This is a genomic window from Sphingomonas sp. BL2, from assembly GCF_056680015.1.
Genome location: NZ_CM155261.1, coordinates 2,999,899 through 3,024,785, shown reverse-complemented (window position 1 = coordinate 3,024,785; position 24,887 = coordinate 2,999,899). Strand labels below are relative to the sequence as shown.

Sequence of the window (24,887 nt, the reverse complement as noted above, 5' to 3'; positions counted from 1 at the left end):
ACGGGCTAGATCGTTACCGTGTTGAAACCAGGCAGCCCGATCGACAGCGTTCCGGCCTCTACTGCCTCGACGGCCAGCATCCCGGCGCGATTGCCTGACGACCAGCGCTGTTCGATCGTGGGCCCTGAAAAGTCGAGCGCCTTGCCGGCGACTTCATCTGCCTGCTCGGTATAGGCGAGTCGGACCAGCGACAGCGCGAAATCCTGGCGGCCGGCATGCGCTGCCTGCCACCGTTCGATCGTGCGGCGGGATTGCGCGGCGAAGATCAGATCCTGCATGCGGCTCGTCGCCTCGCCCAATGTCGTCGGGCGTGGACCGTGGAGCGGCAACAGGTCGATCGCGATGCACAGTGTTGGTCGCGGTGGCGGTTCGCTGAGAACCGGGTCGAGCGGCAGGTTCGCGGACAGCCCGCCGTCGACCAGCCAGCGGCCGTCGATCTCCACTGGGGGGAACGCGACCGGCAGTGCGGCGCTGGCGCGGACGTGATCGGGTCCGATCTGCATCGCGGCGCTGTCGAATACGACATCGTTGCCGGTTTCGAGATCGACCGCAGTCGCGGTGTAGCGGCACGGGCCGGCATTGAGGCGCTCGAAGTCGACCAGCGTTTCCAGTGTCGTGCCAAGCTGGTTGGTTTCGAAGATCGACGGCCGGCTGTCGGTCCACGGTGTGAAGGCGGAGAGCATGGGGCCGAAAATGCCGGGACGACCGAGCGTTGCGGACCAGCCGACCGCGTTCGTCCGGCGGCTGGTTTCGAGGGCACTCAACCAAGGGGGCGCCGCGGCGCCAGACGGTGCGGGTCGCCAGAACGTTCGCAACGTCTCGATCCGGCGATCGGGAGCGGAACCGGTGATGAGGGCCCCGTTGATCGCGCCGATCGAGGCGCCGATGATCCAGTCCGGTTGGAGATCGTGCTCATGCAGTGCTTCGTAGACACCCGCTTCGAACGCGCCGAGCGCGTTGCCGCCGCTGAGGACGAGCGCAACGTCGAAGTCGCGCGCGGCCCCTGCCCGTTCGGCGTCCGGTGTCACCGGCTGGTATCCTTCGGCCGGCTGAGCGCGACCGCGATCCCGGCTCCGGCGACACCGAGCAACAGGATGGCGGGATGGAGTTTCTGTGCCTGCAATACGGTGCTCGATTTCCGCGCATGGACGTCCTGGCTTCCGCGCAATGCATCGACGCGCGGCTCATAGAGGTTGTCGCGGCGCGCCGGGTCACCGGGATCTTCCGGTTTTTGCTGCGCGACGGTGCCGACCAGTTCCATGATCTTGTCGCTCAACCGTGGCGCCGCGCGCGAAAGGAGCGAGGACAGCAGCCCCCCGCCCCCGGCATACAGTGTGCGTCGCGGAGTCTCGCAGGCAAACAGCACCGCGTCGGCAACGACCGAGGGTGCGTAGAGCGGCGGCGGCAGGCGTGGTGGCTGATCCATGAAGTTGCGCGCATGCTCGGGGAACGGCGTGTCGATCGCGCCCGGCTTGATGAGGGTGACGGAAATGTTGGCCCCCTCCTGCTCCAGTTCCATCCGCAGCGTGTCGGTCAGCGCCTGCACCGCATGCTTGGTCGCGCAATATGGACCCTGCTCGACGATCGCGCGGTCGCTAAGGATCGAACCGACGTTGATTATGGCGCCGCCACGGCCGCGTAGATGCCGCGCGGCGACCAGCGATCCGTGCAGCACGCCGAAATAGTTGACGTCGAATACCCGGCGGTGATCGGCGACCGGGACTTGCTCGAGCGTGCCGTAGGTGCCGGTGCCGGCGTTGTTGACCCAGCTGTCGAAGCCGCCGAACGCTTCGATCGCGACGGCCGACACACGCTCGACGGCGGCCATGTCGCTGACGTCCGCGGCGCAGATCGCGACGCGTCCGCCATCGGCGGACAGGCGATCGCGGAGTGCCTCGAGCGCTGCTTCGTTCCGCGCGGTGGCCACGACGGCCGCACCGCGGCGCACGGCTTCCTCGACTATGGCGAGACCGTTGCCGCTGGTTGCGCCGGTGACGACGATGATCTGATCGCGGAGGGGTTTCAGGGTGATGGCCATGGCGATCAGCGTCCCAGCGGCGAGGTTGCGTAGCCGGCGAGCAGGGCCGCCACGTCGTCGTAGATCGCGATCGCGCCTGCCGACTTAAGTTGCTCGTCCTTGAACTTGCCCGATCGGACCGCGACCGCGGCGATTCCGCATTTGGCCGCGGCTTCGATGTCGTAGGGCGTGTCGCCGACCACGATCACCTCGGTGGGATCGATTCCCGGCAGCTTCTTCAGCGCGGTCGCGAAGATGTCCGGTGCGGGCTTGGTCTTCTCGACGTCGTCGCTGCTCGTCGTCGCGGCGATCAGGTCGCGTGCGTCGAGCAGGTCTATGTAATGGTCGAGTTCTGCCTCGGAGGCCGACGATGCCAGTACGACCTGCTGCCCGAGACCATGCGCGTGGGCCAGAAGGTCGTGCGCTTGCGCGAACGGCTTGGCGGTTTCCAGGTATTTTGCCTTGAAGATCGCGCCGTGCGTGTCGCCGAGCTTTTCCTGCTGATCCTCGTCCGCGTCGGGCAGCAGCGTCGGCACGAGCATGTCGGTCCCCTTGCCGATCTGGTCGTGGATCATCTGGCGGTCGAACGACGCGCCGACGGTCGCGAACGCCTCCTCCCAGGCGAGGACGTGCATGTCGTTGGTGTCGACCAGCGTGCCGTCGATATCGAAGAGAATGGCTTTGATCTGCATGAGGCTATCCCGGATCTGAAATCGTGCACCCGCCTGTCGGAACGCCGCAGTGCCGTGCAAGGCGTGGCGGGCGAACGGCGTCGGCAGACTGCGATAGCGTCCTAACGGTCCACACTCCGAATTGGCCCCGGCGTCCGCAAACTTGGTAGGTCAATCGCCGTCGCGCAGAGGAAGCCGCAGCATCAATGTCGCAACCGCAACGATGTCACAGAGCGATCAGACGGGACAAGTCCTTACGATGTATGGAATTTTATTGTGGCATCTCAATTTAGTTTAAGTTCGTCGATATTGATCACAATCAACATAGAATTTTAACTGCGGATATTGGCTTGACGCAGGAACGATGACGCCACTTTGATCGCTATACTCCCCGGGATATGTTCACGCTGACGGCGGCGACGCGGAAACGTCGCGGCCGAGACTTCGTGGCGACGGTGCATAGTGTTGATGATGATCAGGCGGCGTTTGCGCCATTGCCGAGTCATGTCTGATGCGATGTCGTGTCGTGCGTGAGCACTAGGCTGCAATTCTATGACGGAGATCTTCTGATGCGCGCACTTGTTTGGCATGGAAAAGGCGATGTTCGGGTCGATACTGTTGCAGATCCCGAGATCAAGCATCCGCGCGATGCGATCATCAAGGTCACGGCCTGCGCGATCTGTGGGTCCGATCTTCATCTACTCGACGGGTATCAGCCGACGATGCAGGCGGGTGACATCTTGGGGCACGAGAACATGGGCGTCGTCGTCGCGCTCGGCTCCGAAGTCACCAATCTGAAGATCGGCGACCGTGTCGTCGTGCCGTTCACGATCAGCTGCGGCGATTGCTTCTTTTGTCGCAAGGGGCTGTTCTCGGCGTGCGAGCGGACCAATCCGAACTCCGAGATGGCGATCAAGGCGATGGGCCATTCGCCAGCCGGTCTGTTCGGGTTCAGCCATATGCTGGGCGGCTATTGCGGCGGCCAGGCCGAGTATCTGCGCGTCCCGATGGCCGATATCGGTCCGATCAAGGTTCCCGACAGCGTCACCGACGAGCAGGCGCTGTTCCTCTCCGACATCTTCCCGACCGGCTACATGGCCGCCGAGAATGCGCAGATCGAGCCGGGCGATACCGTGGCGATCTGGGGCTGCGGTCCGGTCGGCCAGTTCGCGATCCGCTCGGCGCTAATGCTGGGCGCGGGCCGCGTGATCGCGATCGACGAGGTGCCCGAGCGTTTGGCGATGGCCGAGGCTGGCGGTGCGGAGACGATCAACTTCGCCGAAGTCGACAGCGTCTATGACGAGCTCCAGTTCCGGACCAAGGGCCGCGGTCCCGACAGCTGCATCGATGCGGTCGGCGCAGAGGCTTCGGGGCATGGCGCCATGGATGCGGTGATCGACAAGGTGAAGGCGGCGACGTTCCTCGCGACCGACCGCGTACACGTGTTGCGCGAGGCGATCATGAGCTGCCGGATGGGCGGTACGGTGTCGATCCCCGGCGTCTATGTCGGGATGGGCGACAAGATCCCGATCGGCGCGATGATGAACAAGGGGCTGACGATCAAGACCGGCCAGACCCACGTCCAGGCCTATACCAAGCCGCTGCTCGCGCGGATCGAGGCGGGCGACATCGACCCGAGCTTCGTCGTGACGCACCCGGCCAGCCTCGAAGATGCGCCCGAGATGTACCAGAAGTTCCGCGACAAGCAGGACGGCGTCATCAAGGTCGTGCTCCGGCCGTAACCCCTTCTCGGCCCGGTCCGCTCCCGATGAGCGGACCGGGCCGGTTTTTGATCCGCTACATTCAGAAGGACGTACCGATGAGTGACAAGGTTCAGACCCCCGTTCCCGGCAATCCCGGCAGCAAGGGCGCGCCGGACGGCGTTTCGGACTCGCCGCGCGGGAAGGACGGCGCTGACGTTCACGGCCGCAGCGAAGGCGGCGAAAGTGGCGGCGGGTCCTATCCCAACCCGCATGCCGGCAAGACCGAGACGAACACCGGTTTCATGGCGCATGGCGGCCAGACCGACATCGCCTATCACGGCGGCGGCCAGGCGGGCGAAGACGGTGGCCATGCCGGAAACGGCGTCGCGGGCTCGAGCGGCAGTGACCGCACGACGATCGCCGCCGACCCCGATGCGGACCGCGAGCCGCATGAGATCGCGGCCGAAGGTAAGACAATCGAGGTCGTCGAGACGTCGGGCATCGCCGAGGCCGAGGCCGACGGCAAGATCGGTACCGATGCCGACTACGAGGACGAGCAGAAGCAGCCCGGCGCCGGCTGAGGTCGCCGCGCCCAAGTCTGCATTTCCCGCAATTCAAAACCAGCCGCCGCGCATTCCGCCGGTGAGCCCATAAGGATGATCCCATGTCTGCACCCGAAGATCTCCAGGAAATCTACACCGACGAACTGAAGGATCTGTGGTCCGCGAACGACCAGATGAAGAAGGTCCTCAAGAAGATCACGTCCAAGGCGAGCGACGCATCGCTGAAGGAGATGCTGACCAAGTCGCAGGCGGACATCGAGACGCATACCGACCTGCTCAAGGACCTGATCGCATCGAACGATGAGAAGGTTTCGAAGGAGCATTGCAAGGGCATGGAAGGCCTCGTCGCAGAAGCCACCAAGCATGTCCTCGAGGAAGGTCCGGAGAAGGGCCCGCTGCTCGATGTGATGATCATCGCGCAGTATCAGCGGATGACGCACTACGGGATCGCCGGGTTCGGTACGGCCGCCGCCTATGCCAAGGCGCTCGGCCTCAAGGACGACCACAAGAAGCTCAGCGCGGCCACCAAGGACATCTACGGTGGCGACGAATATATGACGAAGCTCGCCGAGACGGCCGTCAACATCGACGCCGAAGACGAATAAGCTTTAGCGCCCGCCGACCGCGGCTCGGCGGGCGCTGACCCCTGCCATATATTCGACGAAAGCAACGCCGATGACGACTTACCCCTTAAGCGAAGCGGCCACCATCTATCCGGGAGAGACGCTGGATGTCGCTTCGTCCGAACCGATTGGACAGGGCACCCTGGAAGATTGCGCCGACATCGTTGCCGGCTTGCCGACCGAGACGCAGCAGTCTGTCGTCATCCGGATGAACGATCTCGACATGACCTTCGGCCCACAGGACATACTTGAGCTTCTAGGATTCCTACGCGAGGAAACTCCGGGGCTGTCCGACAACGACATTACGGAAATCAAAACCACGAGTTCATAGGGCGTGACACGTTCGACGATTAGATCCTGCTGCGCGACCTGTACGTGAAGCGCCCCGCTGAGCTTGGCCACACTACTGAGCACGCCTCAGCCGTTCAGCTATCACCTGCTTTGGCGGGTGGTTACCTTGCTGTACGGAACGAACTGACCAAGGGATACGAAGCCGCGCGGGAAACGGGATCCACGATCGATCAGACGCACGGTGTCGATGCTGCAAAGTTGCGAGCCATTGGTACGCGTGACGAGAATGTCGTCGCGACGCAAGGATTCAGCGCCGGACCGTGGAACATTGACGTAGAGCCGGCTGCCCACCGTGTAGACGATCGCCCTGCCGTCGATGATCTGGGACGCGTTAGAGCCGGACAGGCTGATGCAATTGACGGGCTTGCCCACGACACGACCAGCCAGGATTTTCTGAAGATGTACGTCCGGAGTATCGCGGTGGGCCGCAACAGCAGGGCTGGCTAAAACCAAGGCGGTCAGAAGCATCGATTTGAACATGGTTCCTTGTACCGTTGCTTTTCTGAACGGTTGCTGATCAATCGTACGAAGTCGCAAGCCGTGATACGCGTTAAGTCTCGTAGGAACTTCCATCGTTGAACTTCACCTAAGTCGAAATGCGCGGCGCGCAAGCCAAGGCTCATTCCGAACGCCGTTACGGTCGAGGCGGGCGTGCCGTCATCTAGGTCCTCGTACTCCGCACGTTCCGGGATAGGGAAACCGGGCTTTGTCATGAGGGAAGGTGTCATGAGGGAAGGTCCGAACGTCCCGCCGTCCTCGGGCATGTCGCTATGATTGATTGGCCCAATTAATGCTGACCGTATAATCGATTGGACAAATGTCTGCCATGTCCGCATCTTCCAATCACGCAGGTAACACTGATTGAGAGAGGACGCCGACATGGCCGATTACGAACAACCCAAGAGCAGCGGTTGCCCCATGGGCCCGAACGGCGGCGGCGAGGTCAAGGCCCGCTCGCTGCTGGGTCGCACGAACAAGGATTGGTGGCCGGACGCGCTGCCGATCGACATGCTGCACCAGCACGGCGTCTCCCCCGACCCGATGGGCGATGAGTTCGACTATGCCGAGTCGTTTCAGCAGCTCGACTATGCCGCGCTGAAGGCTGACCTGACTGCGCTGATGACCGACAGCAAGTCCTGGTGGCCGGCTGATTACGGTCACTACGGCCCGTTCATGATCCGTATGGCGTGGCACGCCGCCGGCACCTACCGCGTGACCGATGGTCGCGGCGGGTCGTCGTCGGGTCAGCAGCGCTTCGAGCCGCTCAACTCGTGGCCGGACAACGGCAACCTCGACAAGGCACGCCGCCTGTTGTGGCCGCTGAAGCAGAAGTACGGCAAGAACATCAGTTGGGCAGACCTGTTCATCCTCGCTGGCAACGTCGCGATCGAGAGCATGGGCGGACCGATCTTCGGCTTCGCCGGCGGCCGCAAGGACGTCTTCGCTTCCGAGGGCGACACGTTCTGGGGTGCTGAAGAGCTGTGGGTCAACGAGGGCGCACAGACGCGCATCAGCGAAGACCTGCCCGAGCTCGAAGGACCGCTCGCCGCGATCCAGATGGGGCTCATCTACGTCAACCCGGAAGGTCCGGGCGGTGATCCGAACCCTCTCCTGTCCGCTCGCGACATGAAGGCGACGTTCCAGCGGATGGCGATGAACTCCGAGGAAACCGTTGCGCTGACCGCCGGCGGCCACGCGTTCGGCAAGGCGCACGGCGCCAAGCCAGCCCCGCATTTCAAAGCGCCGTCTTCCGAATCCGTGCACATGCAGGGCCTTGGCTGGCTGACCGACAGCGAGGAGATCGGCCAGGGCCATATCACGACCTCGGGCGTCGAGGGCGCATGGTCGAACAACCCGACCAAGTGGACCGGCGACTATCTGCGCCTGCTGTTCAAGTACGAGTATGAGCTGACCGAGAGCCCGGCCGGCGCGAAGCAGTGGCAGCCGGTCAACCCCGAGCACGAGGACATGGCCCCCGACGCACGAGATCCGAACAAGCGCGTGCCGACGATGATGACCACCGCCGACATGGCGCTGAAGATGGACCCTGAGTTCCGCGAGATCGCGCTGCGCTTTCGTGACGATCAGTCGGCACTCGACGACGCGTTCGCACGCGCCTGGTTCAAGCTGACGCACCGCGACATGGGTCCGCGCGTTCGCTACCTCGGGCCTGAGGTTCCAGAAGAGATGCTGATCTGGCAGGATCCGGTTCCTGAGGGCACCGCGCCGTCGGACGCCGACGCTGCTGCGTTCAAGGACGCCGTGCTGTCGAGCGGGCTGACGATCGGCGAGCTGGTGAAGACCGCCTGGGCGTCGGCATCGAGCTATCGCCGGTCGGACCACCGCGGTGGTGCGAACGGCGCACGCATTGCGCTCGCCCCGCAGAAGGACTGGCCGGTCAACGAGCCAGAGCAGCTGAGCAAGGTCCTGGCCAAGCTCAACGAACTGCGCGGCGATATGTCGCTCGCCGATGCGATCGTGCTGGCCGGTTCTGCAGCGGTCGAGAAGGCGGCGCGCGATGCCGGTCACGACGTATCGGTGCCGTTCCTTGGCGGACGCGGTGACGCCACGCAGGAGTGGACGGATGTCGAGAGCTTCGTGTGGATGGAGCCGCAGGCCGATGGCTTCCGCAACTACCTGAAGACGCGGCACCCGGTGAAGACCGAGGAGCTGCTGCTCGACAAGGCGTCGCTGCTCGGCCTGTCCGCGCCGGAGATGACCGTACTGGTCGGTGGCCTGCGCGTACTCGGTGCGAACTTCGGCGACGCGCCCGAGGGCGTGCTCACCGAGCGCAAGGGCCAGCTGACGAACGACTTCTTCGTCAACCTGCTCGACAACGACACGTTCTGGGATCTGGTCGACACATCGAGCGACGAGAAGTTCATCGGCTACGATCGTGGCGGTCGCGAGAAGAAGTGGCAGGCGACCCGCACCGACCTGATCTTCGGCTCGAACTCGCAGTTGCGCGCGACGGCCGAAGTCTATGCCGAGAACGGTCACGAGCAGAAGTTCGTTCGCGACTTCGTCAAGGCGTGGGTCAAGGTCATGAACGCCGATCGTTTCGACGTCACGGCCAAGCCCCTGTCGTCCAACCAGGCTAGCTGAGCGTAGTTGGCGTCTGACAAGCGGTGGTCGTTCGGACAATGTTCCGGGCGACCATCGCTTATCCGCGCCCCGGTCTGGCGCGGATGTTGGCAGGCGCTGATCTGCCGACATCGCATGATATGCAACAGAAGCGGGCCCGGCTCGATCGCGGCCGAAGGTTCGAGTCTGACCAAGTCGAGCTATTGCTGCCTATTGCTGCGGAACCTCGATGTGACTGCCCTGTAGGTGGTCGACGGATCAATCCGCCGGGTGAATGATTGTCTGGTGATGAACATCGGCACATCACACCATTCATCATCTGACGACGTAGCGAATGAGCTCGAGCTGAAGTTGGAGGTCGATGCGGACGAGATCGATCGGCTCGTTGCAGTCGAGATACTTCCCAGCTCGCCGACCAAGATCATTCACCAGGTGTCGACCTATTTCGACACGCCGAACCAGGATCTCCGCGCGGCAGGGCTTTCCCTTCGCGTACGAACCGCGGACGGCAGACATGTCCAGACGATCAAGGCCAGCGGCGGTGCTGCGGCAGGCCTGTTCGTCCGTCCGGAATGGGAACGTGACGTAGCGGGGTTCGAACCGCAGCTGGAGTCCGGCACGCCGATCCTGATGCTGATCGGACGGGAAACGCTCAAGACGATCAAGCCCGCGTTCACTGTCACGATCACGCGGCGGCAATGGGTCGTGGATCACGACGGCGGCACTGTCGAACTGGTTGCCGATACTGGGACCGTCACGGCTGGCGACCGCGCAACGCCCGTATCCGAACTCGAACTCGAACTGAAAGGCGGCTCGCCGACTGCGATCTTCGCGCTTGCCCGCGCACTCGGAGGCGAGATACCGCTTCGGCTTGGCGTCCTGTCCAAGGCCGAGCGAGGATATCGGCTGATCGGCCCGGCGACGCTGGACGCGGTCAAAGCCGAGAAACTGCATCTTGCAGCGGATACCAGCACGGCCGAAGCCTTCGCGCAGATCGTCGGAACCTGCCTGCGGCATTTCCGGCTCAACGAGACCATCCTGCGGCGCTCTCCCGACCACGAGGCGTTGCACCAGACCCGGGTCGCCTTGCGGCGGTTGCGGTCCGCATTGTCGATCTTCAAACCCGTCGTCGCCGACGATCGCTTTCCGCATCTCGCGAGTGAACTGAAATGGCTGGCAGGATCGCTCGGCCCCGCGCGCGACCTCGACGTGCTTCGTGAACGACTTGGTGAGGCTACGAACCCCGCGCTCCTCGTGGCGCGCGACGAAGCGTATACGGTCGCCCTGGACGCGCTGGACTCCCGACGTACGCGCGACCTGATGATCGACATGGTCGAATGGACGGCGCTGGGTGATTGGCGCAGCCAGCCTTCGGATCCGGAAGCGGTACACGCGCCGGCGGCCATCTTCGCGAGCGAAGTGATCGGTAAATTGCGCCGGCGGATGAAGCGACGCGGTCGCGATCTCGACCACCTTGACGACGAAGCGCGCCACGAGGTCCGGATCACGGCGAAGAAGCTGCGGTACGCGACTGGGTTTTTCCAAAGCCTGTACCCGTACAAACCGTCACGGCGACGGTTCAAGGCGTTCGCGAAACATCTTCAGGCTTTGCAGGACCATCTGGGTAACCTGAACGATCTGGCGACTGCGCCGGCGCTGATGGAGCGGTACGGTTTGGATCAACATACGTCGTTGCCGGCAGTCGAACGGGAGCAGATCTTGTCCGATGCGACCGAAGCGTACGAGCGATTGATGGACGCTAAGAGGTTTTGGTAAAGCGCTGTGAGCAGCCTTAAAAGGCGTTTGCATCGCACATGAGGTTTGGGCTCGACGCCGCGGGGCCATGTTTCGAGACCGCCCTATTCCTCGATCGGGGTTGATCTCGTCGATTAAATTAGCGCGGCCGCCCTTTGTCGTGCAGTGCTGTTGACACTGTTCGCCGATGCAGCGCTTTCCTCGAATATTGGTGTTTGAGGAGCTTGCGTGCCCAACCTCGATTTTGCACCCCCCGCGCCATATACCGCTGATCTCAACAGCTGCGACCGAGAGCAAATCCAGCACATCAATTCGATCCAGTCTTTTGGATTTTTGCTTGCGGTTTCGGGTGACTGGACGATTTCGCACGTATCCGCGAACGTCAATCATTTTCTCGGCCGGCCCGTGAACGCGCTACTCGGTGCCCAATTGCAGGACGTCATCCGGCACGAAGCGGTCCACGCTATCCGCAACCGGTTGTCGATCTTGATATCCCCGGACGGCGTCGAGCGAAGCTTTGGCGTTCAGCTTTTGGACGACGGTCGATACTATGATCTCGCGATCCACCGATCGCGGGATCTGATCATCGTCGAGGCCGAGCCGAGCGCTACCCCGATCGATCTGAACGCCGGCGCGATGGTGCGCTCGATGCTCGCGCGCATCAAGGCGCAGGCCGATTTCCTTCCCGAAGCGGCGCGGCTCATGCAGGCCCTGACCGGCTTCGACCGGGTCATGATCTATCGGTTCCATCCCGACGGATCGGGCGAGGTGGTGGCGGAGCGCGCACGTAGCGGGCTCGAGCCCTTCCTGGGACTGCGCTATCCGGCCAGCGATATTCCGAAGCAGGCGCGCGCGTTGCTGGTGCGCAATCCCGTCCGGATCCTCGTCGAGGTCGACGCCGAATCCAGTCCGCTCGTCGCCCTAGAGGGGGCTGCGACGGGACCGATCGACCTGTCGATGAGTACGCTGCGCACGCACTCCGCGATGCACATCGAATTTCTCCAGAACATGGGCGTTGGCGCAACCATGACGGTGTCGCTGGTGCGCGACGGCGCGCTGTGGGGACTGATCTCGTGTCACCACCGGGGCCGGCGCCACGTCGGGTTCGAGCAGCGGACGACCGCTGAACTCTTTGGCGAGGTCCTGTCGCTGCTCATCGAGAAGCGTGAGCGGGCCGAGATCGAATCCTATGACGCGCACACGCGCGAACTTCGCCGGCAGTTGATCGCAACAGTGGTCGAGCGCGGGGCGGCGAAGCGCACCGTCGCACATCTCGCAGCCGATGTTGCCCACCTCATCCCGTGTGACGGGTTCGCGACCTATGTCGACGGGGTGGTGACCGTGAAGGGTGACACGCCGACCATCCCGGAATGCCAGAGCCTGCGCCCTTTCCTGGACGAACACGCTGCCGACCGGATATTTGCCACCGCAGAGCTAGGACGTATGTATTCACCGGCACGAGATTTCGTCGACCGGGCGGCCGGGCTCCTCGTCCTTCCCATCTCTCGCTTGACCCAGGATTATCTGGTCTTCTTCCGGCACGAGACCGCGCATGCCGTCACCTGGGCCGGCCGCCCCGACAAATTGCATGAAGTCGGTCCCGACGGACCGCGCCTGTCGCCCCGCAAGAGCTTTAGTGCTTGGCGCGAGATCGTGCGCGGCAAGTCGACGATCTGGACGACGGCCGAGCTCGCGGCCGCGGAGATGATGCGAGTCACGCTGCTCGAAATCGTGCTGCAAAATGCGGGTATGTCGGCAACGGAGGGTCGGGCGACGACGCAGAAGCAGGAATTGCTGATCGCGGAACTCAACCACCGCGTCCGCAACATCCTCGGGCTGATCCGTGGCCTGGTCGCGCAAAGCCGGCTCAGCGCGCAGGACGTCGATACCTTCGCCTCGGTACTGGGCGACCGTATCCATGCGCTGGCGCGTGCCCATGACCAGATTACCGCGAAGAACTGGGGGCCGGGCTCGCTCGCCGCCCTGATCGCGACCGAGGCGGGCGCGTTCCTCGGCGACGATGCCGCACGCATTTCGTTCGATGGGCCTCCCATGCTGCTACAGCCGCAAGCCTTTTCGACCGTGGCGCTCGTCATTCACGAACTCATGACCAACGCTGCCAAACACGGCGCACTTGCCTGTGCCAAGGGCCATGTCACGATCGCCTGGACTCTTTTGCCAGAGGGCGATCTCGTCCTAGTTTGGACCGAAACTGGCGGTAACGAAGTCGCGGCGCCAACGAGGCGCGGTTTCGGATCGACGATCATCGAGCGGTCGATTCCGCACGAACTTGGCGGGGAAGCGAGCCTCGACTACGCGCCGACCGGGCTGCATGCGCGGTTCGTCGTACCTGCCACCCTCATCCGGGAGGGTGGCGATGCCTCTCCCATCCTACCCATCAGCGTCCGAGAGAAGAGCGTGCAATCCTGGATCGCCGGCGTAGCGCTGTTGGTCGAGGACAATATCATCATCGCCCTCGAAGCGGAGCAGTTGCTGATCGACCTGGGTGCTGAAAGCGTACTCGTGGCGAGCAGCGTGGAGGAGGCTCTGCGCCTGTTGGACTCGGAAACACCGGGCTTCGCGCTCCTTGACATCAACCTCGGTACCGAGACGAGCTGGCCGATCGCCGAACGCTTGCGCCAACTCGGTGTGCGCTTCATCTTTGCGTCCGGCTATGGCGACGCGGTCGATTTCCCGATCGAGCACCGCCAAGTCCCGATCGCAACCAAGCCGTATTCGAAGGCATCGATCGGTGCGCTGCTAGCGGCGAGTAGTTGATCCGGTCGCTGGCGACAAAAACTGCCAGGGGCTGACAAACCCGACCGGTCTCCGCCGCGATCAAGGGTTCGGGCCCTTTTCCAAGGCATCCCTTTGTCCGCGAGCGTAGCGACTCCGCAATGAGCATCAGTCGGCCGCTCATCTTCTCGCGGACGACTGAGCGCCTGATCCAATCCGACGTTGGGTATGGGCGATGCCTTCCCGTCCATCGCGCACGCGTTTAGTTTTCGCCCTGAATTGGACACCGTGTGCCGGCGTGCAGCCTGATCCAGGGGGTTCCGAACCTCAATAGTGCACATTGCACAGGTTGCTGTGGAAAGCGCGTCTGGACCCATTGCGCTGTGGTAGCGCTATCGATATCTTGGAGGAAATAACGATAAAATTGGGAGAGCGACTATGGGATTCGGGTTCCGCGCGACCGCCGTTCGTCGATGGGCTGGCCACCCTCTTTTGTGCCTCTCCACCTTGTCGATGGGGATCTCGCCAGCGATGGCACAGACCGATATCATGGCGCCTATCGCTATCCCGGCGCAGCCCGGCGCCATCGTGCTTGATACCGGTAAACTGCCCGCATCGAGCGCACCGGAGGCGTGGCACTCGCAATATGGCAGCGTGTTCGCGCGCAACGTCACCGTCGCGACGCTGACCCCCTTCCTGCCGGATCCCGCAAAGGCCACCGGTACCGCGGTGATCGTCGCGCCGGGTGGCGGGTTCCGCACGCTGTCGATGCAGAATGAAGGCTGGGACGTGGCTCGCGCACTTGCCGCAAAGGGCGTCGCAGCGTTCGTGCTGAAATATCGCCTGAATCAGACGCCGCAGGATCTCGCGACGTTCGCACGTCCTACGCCACCGAGCGCGCAGCCACCACGGCCGGACCCCGCCGCGATGATGGCAGGCCTGGCACCGCAGATCGCCGATGCACGCGCTGCGTTCGCCACCGTCCGCAAGCGTGCCGGCGAATGGCATGTCGACCCCGCTCGCATCGGCATGGTCGGTTTTTCAGCCGGGGCGATGCTGACGATGGCGACCACCGTCGCGGGGCAGGACGCGAAACCGGCGTTTATCGGCAACATCTACGGTCCGCTCACCGCGATGACGGTGCCGGCCGACGCGCCGCCGATGTTCGTTGCGCTCGCGGCGGACGATCCCTTCTTCGGCAATGGCGGCTATGGGCTGATCGACAGCTGGCGCACGGCCAAGCGCCCGGTCGAGTTCCACCTGTTCGAACAGGGCGGTCACGGCTTCGGCATGTACCCGAAGACGACGACGAGCACTGGCTGGTTCGATGAATTCACCCGCTGGATGGCGATGCACGGCTGGCTGAAACCGGCGCAGTAAGCTTGTTCCCACCCGTTTTACGACGTCTTCGCTGGAGAGCCGCGCAACCAAGCGCGCCACCGGCCATGATTTTCGACAGGAGAGATGCGTGTCACGCAAGGTTATCCCCACCCTCCTCACTTCGGTGGGTCTATGGGCATTTTCAGGCGCGATCTACGCGCAGTCGCTCACGGTAAGCCCTGCCGAGACGCTCGAGACGCAGGGGCTGAGCGTAATCGTCGACCAGAACCAGTTCAGCCCGATCTTCTTCGACGAAAAGAATGCCGGGATCCAGATCGTGTTGCACGGCGACCGGATCGCGACCGACGGCGCGGTCCGGCTCGACAACACGCCCGAGCAATGGGCGCGGGTACCCGCCTTCATCAGCCGCACGCGGGGTACCGAACCCAACCAACTTGTGGTGCGCTCCGCCTACAAGGACGCCAAGCTCGACTACAGCGTCACGGTGACAGCCGAGGGCGACGGATTCCGGATCGCCGTCGATCTAAAACGGCCCTTGCCCGCCGAGCTAGTCGGCAAGGCCGGTTTCAATCTCGATTTCCTGCCGACCGCCTATTTCGGCAAGACGTACCTGATGGATGCGGCGCCGGGGCTGTTTCCGCGTCACCCGACCGGACCGATGGCGAAGGACGGCTCGGGCGACCCTCTGCCGCTGGCGTCGGGGGGCAGGTCGATCACGCTCGCGCCCGAGGATCCACTGACGCGGGTCACGATCACGTCGGATCAGGGACCGCTCGCGCTGTATGATGCCCGCGCGCGTGCGCAGAACGGATGGTTCGTCGTGCGATCGATGATCGCGGCGGGGGCCAAGGACAACGCGGTTGTCTGGCACGTCCGCCCCAACGTCGTGAAGAACTGGACGCGCCAGCCCGTCGTCTCCTTCAACCAGGCGGGCTATACCCCTGCCCGTCCCAAGGTCGCGCTGATCGAGCTCGACCCGAACTTCAAGGCGCCGGGCGAGGCGGAGCTGGTCAGGCTTACCGCCGACGGCCGGCAACAGTCGGTGTTCCGCGCCAGGACGAAGCCGCGCGGACATTGGACGCGGTACGACTATGCGGCGTTCGATTTCTCAAGCGTGCGCGAACCCGGCATCTACGCGATCTCGTATGCGGGGAAGACGACCAACCCCTTCCGCATCTCGACCGACGCCTATGACCGGATCTGGCAAACCTCGCTTGACACGTTCATCGCCGAGCAGATGGACCATGTCGGGATCCGCGAACAATACCGCGTCTGGTCCGCCCCCTCGCATCTCGACGACGCACGCCAGGCACCACCGAACATCGTGCATTTCGACGGTTACAAGATGGGTGCAAAGCTCGACTCGCCGTTCAAGGCCGGCGAGCATATCCCCGGGCTCGCGGTCGGCGGCTGGCAGGATGCAGGCGACTACGACATCCAGACGCCCGAGAACGCATCGGTGGTACGCGACCTCGTCTGGGCACGCGAACTGTTCGGGCTCGACTGGGACGAGACGAGCATCGACGAGGCGGCGCGCGCGGTCGAGATCCGCAAGCCCGACGGCATCGAGGATTCGCTACAGCAAATCCGCCACGGCACGCTGCAACTGCTCGCGCAGTACAAGGTGTTCGGGCACGCCATCGTCGGCATCGTCGACCCGGCGCTGCGGCAATATGCGCATCTGGGCGAAGCCGGGTCGCAGACCGACGGGTTGACGTTCGACCCCACGTTAAAACCCACCGAGCACAAGGCCGGCGCATCGGGTACGCAGGACGATCGCTGGGCGTTCACCACGGATCTTCCCGCGAACAACCTGCTGGTCGCGGGCGCGCTCGCTGGGGCCGCACGGACGCTGGCCGCCAGCGACCCGAAAATGGCGTCGGAAGCTCTAGCCGCTGCCAAGGCCATGTGGACCAGGCAGCAGCAGGGCGTCGTTGCGGCAGGCGACGGGCGCGATGATTCGACCTCGCCTCGCTCTGCCGAGGGTGCCAATGTCGCCGCGACCGTGGAACTGCTGATCACCAGCAAGGGCGACGCACTCTATGCGAACCGCCTGCGCGCGTTGCTGCCGGTGATAAAGCAGAACTTCGAATGGGTCGCGGGGCCGGCGGTGCGCGCAATCCCGTTTATGGACGCCGCATACCGGGCACAGTTGACGCCATTGGTCCGCGACTTGAAGGCCAAGGCCGACCAGGACCAGGCCAAGAACCCGTTCGGCGTGCCGATCAGCGACGGCGCCTGGGCGGGGTCGAACCAGGTCGTCAGCTTCGGCACGACGATGTATCTCTTGCACAAAGCGTATCCAGAGCTGGTCGGAACCCAGTACACGCTCGACGCGATCGATTATGTTTTGGGGCGGCATCCGGCGAACAACCTGTCGCTGGTCTCGACCGTCGGGACGGCCTCGAAGCTGGTTGGCTACGGGCATAATCGCGCGGACTACAGCTTTATCCCAGGTGGAATGGTGCCGGGCGTGCTGATCGTCAAACCGGACTTCCCCGAACTGAAGACCGACTGGCCGTTCCTGTGGTTCGAGAACGAATATACGGTCAGCACGACATCGGCCTACATCCTCGCCGCGCGGGCGGCGGTGGCCGCAGCGGGAGAGGCCAAGTGAAACGAACGGTATTGATGGCGTTCGCGCTGCTGGCTGCCGCGCCGCTGGGGGCACAGGATCCTGCGCCGGAGCAGCCACCGCATTATACCATGATCAAGCTGTGGCCGAACGGCGCGCCGGGATCGGCCGCGCGTCGCGGCGAGGCCGAAGTCGTGCGCGACTATTGGGTTCGCAACATCCACAATCCGTCGCTGATCGCCTTCCCCGCTCCCCCTGCGCACCGCAACGGAACGGCGATGGTGATCATGCCCGGCGGTGGTCACAAATTGCTGGTCTGGACCAACGAGGGCACCAAGGTCGCAACCGCGCTCAACCGCATGGGCGTGACCGCGTTCGTACTCAAATACCGTCTCGCGAACGAAGCCGGCTCGAAATACTCGGTCGAGGGCGATGCTGCGGACGACGCGCGGCGCGCGCTGCGCTGGGTCCGAGCGCATGCCGCCGACTATGGCATCGACCCGCAGCGTGTGGGTGCGATGGGTTTTTCCGCTGGCGGTGAGCTCGTGTCGCTGATCGCGGACAATCCAGAACCGGCAGGACGCGTCGCCCGCGATGCCGTCGACAAGCAACCCGCACGCCCCGATTTCCAGGTCCTCGTTTTCCCCGGACCCCGCGGCATCCCGGCCACCGCCGTCGCGGATGCGCCGCCCGCATTCCTGGTCGCCGGCAGCCGCGATCCCTGCTGCGCGGCGCCCACGGTCGCGCTCTACGAACAACTGCGGAAGAGCGGCGTGTCGGCGGAATTGCACATGTATGCCGACAGCGGCCATGCGTTCAATCTCGACGAGTCGGACCGGATCTCGATCCTGCATTGGCCGGATCGCCTGCAAGACTGGCTGGCCGACGGGGGCTGGCTTTCGCCGCGGCCTGCGAAGTGAACCCCGGATGATGTCCTTCCTCTGGACCCGTATCACGCCGTGGCGATCCGCAGTGTCGCCGCATGAACCGTCATCAATTGACGTCCGCAGTTTTGCGAACGCCGATCATCAACTCTCACTGGTTAGGGGACCATCGGGCCGCTGTTCTACCCTCGCTGATCGTTCATAGACCGCTACGACCGCGATGAACGGAATTCTCGGTTTCCGGCCCCCTCCTCCATGAGGCCGCGAGTAATGCGACCAGCAGATCTGCGTAACGCCATCCGTCTGCCCTCGCTGCAATCGCTGACAGGCAGTCTTGATCGTCGCGACCAGGGCGGCCCGGGCCGGTCATATTTGGTTTCATGTTCAAGTCGAACAGTTTGAACGTTCCTTGACGGTCGGCCCGGCAGTCGATCCGGATCGCCGTGCGCGCGTCGACGAACGATGCTGCCGCAACGCAGGCGTCGATCATGGCACCGATCGCCGGATCAAGCAGGCGCTCCGGATCGATCGCCACGCTGTTGGCAGTCACAGGTACGTCGCCATTGTACGGCGCCACGCCGCCGCGCTGGTCAAAACGGTACACGGGTCGCAAGGCCCAATGCTCGCGCCCACGCGATCCATCGGGACAGGCGGAGGCAGGCGGCATGACCGTGACGGTCATCTCGTCCCCAGCGAGATACTCCTCCACCATGAGCATGTCGCCGAACGTTGCATATTCGATCAAGGCCGCGGATGCGCTCCGCAGCGCGTCGATATCGTCGACCAGCGTGACACCCTGGCTGCCACGCCCGCGTACGGGTTTGACGATCAGGGGAAATGTCATGCCATGTTCGGCATAGGCTTGCTCGACGTTCGCAAGGGCAGAGACGCCTTCCCTTGAAGTATTGGCCAGCAGGAAGGACCGTGCAACCGGCAATCCTTTCCGCGCCAACATGCGGTTGGTCTCGAATTTATCGTCAAACGCCTGCATCGCTGCCGGAACCTGGCCGACGATGTCGAACTCGGCCAACACGGTCTCCAGCGGGTGTCCGGCGAACAACACCGTGTTCGCCCACAGCACGGTTGCTCCGGCACTCTTCGCTGCGCGGATACCAGCTGCGGTATCCGGAAAGACCCAGTCGAGCGCCGCGTTCGAATCCGGCAAAGGTACCGGAGTGACAATTTCGATGCCGGCCAGACGCAACGCATACGCCATGTCGGCGCCGCCATCGGAATATCCGCCGGGCTTAGCCTCCTTGCGCAAGCCGTTGATCAGCGGTGGCGGTAGCGCCTGGTACAGAATGGCGACGGGCGCTGGCGTCATTGAAATCTCCTCGTGCGTCGCCCGTAGCGTGCGGCACCGTCCTCTTGCAATTCCAGCCAGGACCTTGGAACGATGCGGTAGCCACGATCATCCCGGTTGACGGACAAGGAGCGCTCATGACGGACGGGTTGACGCGACGCACAATTCTGGCGGGCATAGGCCTTGGCCTGGGCGGCGGCGCGGCGCTGCCCGTCCATGCCCTGCCCGTCCATGCGGTGCCCGTCCATGCGGTGCCAGTATCGGCACGGCAGCGCAAAGATAGCGTTTTTCTGCTAAGCTACTTCACCGACAAGGACGAGGGCCGCGATGGGTTGAAGCTCGCGCGAAGCGACGACGGCTATGAGTTTACGCCGCTGGGCGGCGGGCGCGGCTTCCTGAATCCCGTGGTCGGGCAGGACAGACTGATGCGCGATCCGCAACTATCGCAGGGACCGGACGGGCTTTGGCATGTCGTCTGGACCAGCGACTGGTTTGGCTCGGTCATCGGTCATGCCACGTCGGCCGCGTTCCAGGGTGTTCGGAACTGCTGGGCGCCGGAAATTACCTTTGACGAAAGGGCGCGCGATTTCGTCGTCATGTGGTCGAGCAGCATCGACGGCAGGTTTGGCGCAACCCCCGGCGCGCGCTTCGACGGTCTAAAGCTGCGGCCTTATTATACTCGGACGCGGGACTTTCGACGCTTCTCGCCAACCAGGTTGCTCTTCGACCCCGGCACGGACTCGATCGACTTCACCCTGCTCAAGCTCACCGGCGGCGGCTTCCGATTGATCTACAAGGATGAAACCCATGACGTCGAACAGCGTCGCTGGCTGGTAAGCCGTGCGGCCGCCTCGCCGACCGGTCCGTTCGGTCCGGTCAGTGCCCCTTTCACCGGCACCATGACCGAGGGCCCTACCGCAATCCGGCTGAACGACCGGTACCTCGTCTATTACGACATTTACGAGAAGGGGCATTTCGGGGCCGCCTCAACGACCGATTTTGCGCATTGGCGGGACGAAACGATGCGCGTCCGCTTCCCGGAAAATGCTCGGCACGGCACAGTGATCAGCGTGCCCCGGGCCTTAGCCGACGCCATACCGTGATCGCCCCGGAATTGCGGCGCTGTCGGAGCGTTGTCCTGTAAATTGAGCGAAGCTGGAACTCGAGCGGCATGACGCCGCTAAACCGTGCGCTTCTGACCTACGCGCGCTCGGCAAGCTCGCGATCACGGTCACGCCGGCGTTAAGATCGCCGGCGTCGAGATCGGCGCCGCCTCATTTTATCTGAAAGAAATCGCACGGGCCAACCGCAAGCGCTTCTTCTGCTCGTGGCATTCGGCCAGCCAGCGATTAGCGATCGCGTTCGCCACGCTAATCGGCACCCCTCTATAACGCACTGACATCGGGTAGTTTTGCACCATGTAAATGCGCCGGTCACGCGCGTAGGGGCAGTTCCGGAGAGTGCATAAATGACCAGTAACAAAACTACCGCGAGTGCCGACCGGGACTCGACGAACCGTGCCTATAATGTTGCCCGCGCAGAATGGCATCGTCACCGTGCCACAGTCGCGATCGATAGCAGCGCAAGGATCCTGCACGAAAAGTTCGTGCTCTTGTATCGCGCGCGCGCCGACGCCGATCCCGCCAACGCCTCACATTCCAGCGAATTCTAACGGCAATGGTAGTTATGTACCTGATAAGTCGCCGATTATACCAGAAACTTTTAAGTGGACTGGCTGGTTTGGCGTTTGGGATCATCAGATCGATAGCCGCCCTGGCTTGACTGTATGGCCCCCAGAAACAGGGGCTTTCTTATGACACAGCTTATTCGTTTCACGCGGATCGCCGGACTTGTCGCGGTTGGCATCGGCACGGTCTCGCTGGGTGCTTGCGTCAATCCGTCGGCGAAGATCGCCACCTCGTTGGAAGGCTATGGCTTCCAGCCGGCGCAGTCGCAGTGCGTCGGCGACCGTCTCGAAGCGAACCTGTCGCTTGGCCAGCTCCAGCAGCTCGGTCGCGCGGCCAAGGCTTCGCGCGAAGGCGACACCACGCCGGGCCGCCTGACGGCCAGCGACTTCGTTCGCGTGTCGGGTCAGGTCAAGGATCCAAAGGTACCGCTCGAGGTCGGCAAGGCCGCTGCTGCGTGCGGCATCCTGACCGACCCCGCATCACCACTCTAATCCGGACCGCGGCATCGAGGCCAAGGCACACCCAAGGCACACGACGCCGCGCACCGGCAGACGTCAGGCCCCGTAGAGGGTTTCAAGGGACACACACATGCAAGACGTAACCTATGCGGGCGATACGGTCGTATCGAACACCCGCGATTTCGGGGCGCAAGCCTGGAGCTATGTCGAGATCTGGACACCCCGGATCATCGCGGCGCTGATCATCCTCGTCATCGGCTGGGCGATCGCCCGTGCCGTGAAGTGGGGCGTTGCCAAGCTCGTCAACAAGACGCCGCTCGCGATCCACGCCAACGAGCCGAACGCAAACCCGCGCAACCCGACCACGATCGGCGCGCAGGTCGGTGATGCCGCCTATTGGGTGGTCCTCCTGATCGCGCTGTTCCTCGCGACGCAGCCACTGGGTCTGGCCGGGGCAACCGGTCCGCTCGGCGACATGCTGCAGGGCTTCGGCACGGCCATCCCACGGATCATCGGCGCAGCGCTGATCTTCTTCCTCGGCTACGTGCTCGCCAAGGTCGCCAAGAAGGCGGTCGAGGCGGTCATCACGGCCAGCCATGTCGAGCGCTTCTCGACGCATGTCGGCGCAACCACGCCGACCGATCCGACGATGTTGCCGCGTACCATCGGCGGCATCGTGTTCGCGCTGATCATCATCCCGGTCTCGATCGCGGCGCTCGACACGCTCAACATCGCGGCGATCTCGCAGCCGGCAACCGCCATGCTGCGCATCATCCTCGACGCCATCCCGCACGTCATCGCCGCCGGCATGATCCTAGCCGTCGCCTATGTCATCGCCAAGTTCGCGTCGCGTCTGTTGACGCAGTTCCTGGCAACGACCGGCTTCGACCGGACGATCGGGTCGATCGGCATCTTCGGCAACACGGAAAACCGCGAGCCCGGCACCACCGGCCAGTCGACCAGTCCGTCGTTCGTGCCATCGAAGACGGTCGGCACCGGCGCATTCGTCGCGATCCTGATCTTCGGCTTGATGGAAGCGTTCCGCCAGCTGAACTTCGCCTATGGCTCGCAGATCATGGCCGAGGTGCTGACGCTGTTCGGGCAGGTCGTGTTCGGTGCGATCATCATCTTCGCATCGGTCGTCATCGCCCGCTTCGTGGCGCAAGCGATCGAGCGTAACGGCGACCAGGGCACGCGCGTTGCCGCCCTTGTCGTGCGGATCGCGATCATCGTGCTCGGCACCGCGATCGGCCTGCGCTTCATGGGCCTGGCCGACGACATCATCAACCTGGCGTTCGGGTTGCTGCTGGGTGCGATCGCGGTGGCCTTCGCGCTGGCGTTCGGCCTGGGTGGTCGCGATGCGGCCGGGAATGCCGTCAAGCGGATGCTCGACGGTGCCAAGTTGACCGATGACCGCGCCGATCGCGCGATCGACGGCGACCGTACGGCGACGTCTGCCACGGCATCGACGGACCGTCTCTCGGACAGCGATTTCGCCCGTAGCGAAACCCGTCAGGACGACCGTGGCGACATGCGGGACCCGACCGACCGCCCCCTGATCTGACCTTTCCCTCCCTCGCAAATCAAAGGAATATCTCATGAACACCGATACCCTCAACGGCGCAGCCACCAACGTCGGCGGCAAGCTCAAGGAAACGCTCGGCGGCGCGATCGGCGACACGTCGCTGCAGAGCGAAGGCGCCGCGGACCAGCTTGGCGGCACCATCCAGAAGACCGTCGGCCAGGCGAAGGATGTCGTCGAGGACAACATCCGCCCGCTGCTCGACTATGTCCGCCAGTTCTCGAAGGAGCGCCCCTTCACCGCGGCCGCCGTGGCCGGCGTGCTCGGCATCGCGGTCATCAACACCCTGCGCGGCAAGTAAGCCGCCAGAAACGCCGCTTCCCAACGGCGGGCGGGGCAGCGATCGCTGTGCCCTGCCCGCCACTTCAAAGACCGACGGGCGCTCATCGATGCACCCCAGTTAGGCACGAAAGACATGGCCGACAGTCCACACCTCCAGCGCGCGTCGACCATCGGTACGCCCGTCGGTCAGGTAGCCCGCCCCCGCCGTATCGCTACCGCGCGACGGTTGGCCGCCGAAGTCATCGGCACGTTCTGGCTGGTCCTTGGCGGTTGTGGCGCTGCGGTCCTTGCCGCGGGCACGGGCGTCCCCGGAACGATCGGCATGGCTGGCGTGGCACTGGCGTTCGGCCTTACCGTCTTCACGATGGCGTTTGCCGTCGGTTTCATCTCGGGGGGCCACTTCAATCCGGCCGTCAGCGTCGGCTTGACGGTCGCCGGTCGCTTTCCCGCTCGCGACCTCCCGGGCTATGTCATCGCGCAGGTCATCGGCGGCATATTGGGCAGCGCGGCGCTCGCTGCACTGGCATCGGGGACCGCAGGGTTCGACCTGGTCGCCAGCGGGTTCGCCGCGAACGGCTACGGCGTGCATTCGCCGGGCGGATACAGCGCGGCCACCGCGTTCCTTTCCGAGGCACTGCTGACCGCCGGTTTCCTGACGGTAATCCTCGGCGCGACCGACGAGCGTTCCCCGGCAGCGTTCGCGCCGCTGTCGATCGGTCTGGCGTTGACGCTGATCCATCTCATCTCGATCCCGATCGACAATACGTCGGTGAACCCGGCGCGCAGCACGGGTCCGGCGCTGTTCGTCGGCGGGTGGGCGCTGTCGCAGCTCTGGCTGTTCTGGATCGCACCACTGAGCGGCGCCGCCGTAGCTGGCCTTCTCGGTCGCTGGCTGTTCGCGCATACCGACGAAGATCAATCACCTGGCCCGATCGGCGATACCCCCGTCGAGCTGATGGTCGGCGATGACCGCAATACTGCACCGCGCGAAGGATAGTGCACCGGACAGCCGCGAGAATGAGAAGCAGTATTTCACCAATTTAACAACAAGGTGTCGCTTGCGGCATCAGTACAAGAACCGGTCTGAGAGAATATCATAGTTAATATCACCAAGATCGGCTTGAGTAACCAATACTTACCTTTTGACTTATCTGTCATACAGATTGCACAACAATATACAGATCCACTTGGTGTCAAAATGGGGCGCTTCTGATATGACAGATTTTTCACTCCATCTATTGGTCCATTGACGCGTATCTTCGTGACGACGA

At 63.6% G+C, this 24,887-nt stretch carries 20 protein-coding genes; 15 read left to right on the top strand and 5 right to left on the bottom strand.

The genetic code is table 11. From position 1 onward, the window contains the following. Positions 1–5: 5 nt before the first annotated feature. Genes AC1ME3_RS14140 through AC1ME3_RS14130 form a run of 3 tightly spaced genes read right to left on the bottom strand, consistent with a single transcriptional unit; the run spans position 6 to position 2,709 of the window. Positions 6–1,028, bottom strand: a complete 1,023-nt coding sequence (locus AC1ME3_RS14140; protein WP_480953639.1) for a patatin-like phospholipase family protein — start codon at positions 1,026–1,028, stop codon at positions 6–8. Continuing rightward, entirely contained in the window at positions 1,025–2,038 is a 1,014-nt protein-coding gene (locus AC1ME3_RS14135) for an SDR family oxidoreductase (RefSeq protein ID WP_480953638.1), read from the bottom strand. Before AC1ME3_RS14135 ends, AC1ME3_RS14140 begins: the two co-directional genes overlap by 4 nt. Positions 2,039–2,043: 5 nt before the next feature. Then, positions 2,044–2,709, bottom strand: a complete 666-nt coding sequence (locus AC1ME3_RS14130) for an HAD family hydrolase (RefSeq protein ID WP_480953637.1) — start codon at positions 2,707–2,709, stop codon at positions 2,044–2,046. Positions 2,710–3,257: 548 nt separating this feature from the next. On the opposite strand from AC1ME3_RS14130, the gene AC1ME3_RS14125 reads away from it, so the two are divergent. From AC1ME3_RS14125 to AC1ME3_RS14110, 4 genes are all read left to right on the top strand, one after another. Next, entirely contained in the window at positions 3,258–4,430 is a 1,173-nt protein-coding gene (locus tag AC1ME3_RS14125) for a zinc-dependent alcohol dehydrogenase (protein WP_093400153.1), read from the top strand. A 77-nt stretch (positions 4,431–4,507) separates the two neighbouring features. Beyond that, positions 4,508–4,972 (top strand): hypothetical protein, encoded by a 465-nt coding sequence (locus AC1ME3_RS14120; protein ID WP_480953636.1) that lies wholly within the window; start codon positions 4,508–4,510, stop codon positions 4,970–4,972. An 83-nt stretch (positions 4,973–5,055) separates the two neighbouring features. Further along, entirely contained in the window at positions 5,056–5,559 is a 504-nt protein-coding gene (locus AC1ME3_RS14115) for a ferritin-like domain-containing protein (protein WP_480953635.1), read from the top strand. A 70-nt stretch (positions 5,560–5,629) separates the two neighbouring features. After that, entirely contained in the window at positions 5,630–5,908 is a 279-nt protein-coding gene (locus AC1ME3_RS14110) for a hypothetical protein (RefSeq protein ID WP_480953634.1), read from the top strand. Between the two features lie 101 nt (positions 5,909–6,009). Here the strand turns inward: AC1ME3_RS14110 and AC1ME3_RS14105 are convergent, their stop codons facing one another. Next, complete coding sequence (locus tag AC1ME3_RS14105) at positions 6,010–6,396, bottom strand: hypothetical protein (protein WP_480953633.1); 387 nt, start codon at positions 6,394–6,396, stop codon at positions 6,010–6,012. 411 nt (positions 6,397–6,807) lie between these two features. Between AC1ME3_RS14105 and katG the strand changes: the two genes are divergently transcribed. The 6 genes from katG to AC1ME3_RS14075 all read left to right on the top strand — a co-directional run bounded on the left by katG (position 6,808) and on the right by AC1ME3_RS14075 (position 18,339). Beyond that, positions 6,808–9,033 carry a catalase/peroxidase HPI gene (gene katG / locus AC1ME3_RS14100; RefSeq protein WP_480953632.1) on the top strand — a complete coding sequence of 742 codons (2,226 nt, stop codon included), beginning with the start codon at positions 6,808–6,810 and terminating at the stop codon, positions 9,031–9,033. A 267-nt stretch (positions 9,034–9,300) separates the two neighbouring features. Continuing rightward, a complete protein-coding gene (locus AC1ME3_RS14095) occupies positions 9,301–10,788 on the top strand; it encodes a CYTH and CHAD domain-containing protein (RefSeq protein WP_480955842.1) in 1,488 nt (495 codons plus the stop codon). A gap of 207 nt (positions 10,789–10,995) precedes the next feature. Continuing rightward, positions 10,996–13,545: an HWE histidine kinase domain-containing protein gene (locus AC1ME3_RS14090; protein ID WP_480953631.1), complete on the top strand. Its 2,550-nt coding sequence runs from the start codon at positions 10,996–10,998 to the stop codon at positions 13,543–13,545. 396 nt (positions 13,546–13,941) lie between these two features. Then, a complete protein-coding gene (locus tag AC1ME3_RS14085) occupies positions 13,942–14,883 on the top strand; it encodes an alpha/beta hydrolase (RefSeq protein WP_480953630.1) in 942 nt (313 codons plus the stop codon). Between the two features lie 88 nt (positions 14,884–14,971). Further along, positions 14,972–17,461 (top strand): glycoside hydrolase family 9 protein, encoded by a 2,490-nt coding sequence (locus tag AC1ME3_RS14080; RefSeq protein WP_480953629.1) that lies wholly within the window; start codon positions 14,972–14,974, stop codon positions 17,459–17,461. Next, a complete protein-coding gene (locus AC1ME3_RS14075) occupies positions 17,458–18,339 on the top strand; it encodes an alpha/beta hydrolase (protein ID WP_480953628.1) in 882 nt (293 codons plus the stop codon). Before AC1ME3_RS14080 ends, AC1ME3_RS14075 begins: the two co-directional genes overlap by 4 nt. A gap of 163 nt (positions 18,340–18,502) precedes the next feature. On the opposite strand, the gene AC1ME3_RS14070 is transcribed toward AC1ME3_RS14075, so the two are convergent. Further along, positions 18,503–19,627: a D-alanine--D-alanine ligase family protein gene (locus tag AC1ME3_RS14070; RefSeq protein WP_480953627.1), complete on the bottom strand. Its 1,125-nt coding sequence runs from the start codon at positions 19,625–19,627 to the stop codon at positions 18,503–18,505. 116 nt (positions 19,628–19,743) lie between these two features. On the opposite strand from AC1ME3_RS14070, the gene AC1ME3_RS14065 reads away from it, so the two are divergent. From AC1ME3_RS14065 to aqpZ, 5 genes are all read left to right on the top strand, one after another. Then, positions 19,744–20,709, top strand: a complete 966-nt coding sequence (locus AC1ME3_RS14065; protein ID WP_480953626.1) for a glycoside hydrolase family protein — start codon at positions 19,744–19,746, stop codon at positions 20,707–20,709. 710 nt (positions 20,710–21,419) lie between these two features. Beyond that, on the top strand, positions 21,420–21,785 hold the full coding sequence (locus tag AC1ME3_RS14060) for a hypothetical protein (RefSeq protein WP_480953625.1): 366 nt from the start codon (positions 21,420–21,422) through the stop codon (positions 21,783–21,785). A gap of 97 nt (positions 21,786–21,882) precedes the next feature. Then, a complete protein-coding gene (locus tag AC1ME3_RS14055; RefSeq protein ID WP_480953624.1) occupies positions 21,883–23,316 on the top strand; it encodes a mechanosensitive ion channel in 1,434 nt (477 codons plus the stop codon). 34 nt (positions 23,317–23,350) lie between these two features. Then, entirely contained in the window at positions 23,351–23,635 is a 285-nt protein-coding gene (locus AC1ME3_RS14050; RefSeq protein WP_056485942.1) for a CsbD family protein, read from the top strand. 114 nt (positions 23,636–23,749) lie between these two features. Next, entirely contained in the window at positions 23,750–24,613 is an 864-nt protein-coding gene (aqpZ, locus tag AC1ME3_RS14045; protein ID WP_480953623.1) for an aquaporin Z, read from the top strand. Positions 24,614–24,887 lie beyond the last annotated feature (274 nt).